Source organism: Bradyrhizobium sp. LVM 105 (assembly GCF_003957705.1).
Classification (GTDB): domain Bacteria; phylum Pseudomonadota; class Alphaproteobacteria; order Rhizobiales; family Xanthobacteraceae; genus Bradyrhizobium; species Bradyrhizobium frederickii.
Genome location: NZ_QZMV01000082.1, coordinates 1 through 1,191, shown reverse-complemented (window position 1 = coordinate 1,191; position 1,191 = coordinate 1). Strand labels below are relative to the sequence as shown.

The 1,191-nt window shown below is 49.4% G+C and carries 1 protein-coding gene; it reads left to right on the top strand.

The annotated features are described in order from the left end of the window. Positions 1-1,191, top strand: a 1,191-nt coding sequence (locus D6B98_RS42185) for a hypothetical protein (protein WP_205680588.1), incomplete at both ends; no start/stop codon positions are given.

The window sequence follows — 1,191 nt, the reverse complement described above, 5'->3', positions numbered from 1 at the left end:
AAAAAAGAAAAGAAGAAAAAAGAAAAGGAGAGAGAGAAAGGAGAGAGAGAAAAGAGGAAGAGGAAGAAAGGAGAGGGGAAAAGAGGGAAGAAAAAAAAGGAGAGAGAGGGAGAAGGAAGGAGGGAAGGAAGAGAAAGAGAGGAGAGGAGAGAGGGAAGGAGGAAAGAGGAGGGGGAGAGAGGGAAGAGAAGGGGGGAGGGGAAGAGAGGAGAAGGGAAGAGGGAAGAGGAAAGGAAAGAGGAGGAGGAAAAAAGGAAGGAAGGGAGGAAGGAAAGGAAGGGAAAGAGGGAGGGGAAAGGAAGAGGAAAAGAAAGGAAGAAAAGAGGGGAAAGGGAAGGAGGAAGAAGAGAGGAGAAAGGGGGAAGAGGAGAAAGAAGGGAGAAGAAAGGAAGGGGAAGAAGAAAAGGAAAGGAAAAGGGGGGAAAAAAGAAAGAAAAAAGAAGAGAGAAGGGAAGAGGGGAGGGAGGAAAGAGAAAAGGAGGAGGAAGAAAAGGGAGAGAGAGAGAAAGGGGGGGAAAGGGAGAAAGGAAAGAAAGAAGGAGGAAAGGAAGGGGGGAAGAAAGGGGGAGGAGGAGGAAGGAAGAAAGGAAGGGGGGAAGGAGAGGAAAAGAAAGGGAAAAGAGAAAAAGGAAGAGGAGGGAAAAGGAAGAGAGAAGAAAGGAAGAAGGGGGGAAGGAAAGGAAGAGAAGGAAAGGAGGAGAAAGGAAGGGGGAAGGGGGAAGGGAGGAAAAGAAGAAGAAAGGAAGGAAAAAAAGAGAGAAGGACGAGAAGAAGAGAGGAGAGAGAGAAAAGAGAGGAAAAGAGGAAGGGAAAAAAAAGAAGAAGGAGAAAAGGGGAAAAGAAAAGAAAGAGGGAAGAGAGAGAGGAAGAGGGGGGAGGAAGGAAGAGGAGGAGAAGGGGAGAAGGGGAGAGGGAAGAAGGGGAGGGAGAGGGAAGGAGGGAAGGGAGGAGGGAGAAGAAGGAGGGAGAAGGGGAGAAGGAAGGAGGAGAAAGAAGAGGAGAGGAAAGAAAGGAAGAGAGAAGGGGGAGAAAAAAAAGGAGAGGAAGAAAGGAGAGAGGAAGAGAGAGGGAGGAAGGGGGAGAGAGAAGAGAGAAAAGGAAGGAAGGAGAAAAGAGAAGAAAAAAAAAGGAGAGGAGGAAGAGGAAAAGGAGCGCGCCGGCAGGCGCGGCGATCGGTTTCCTCGCAGGCGC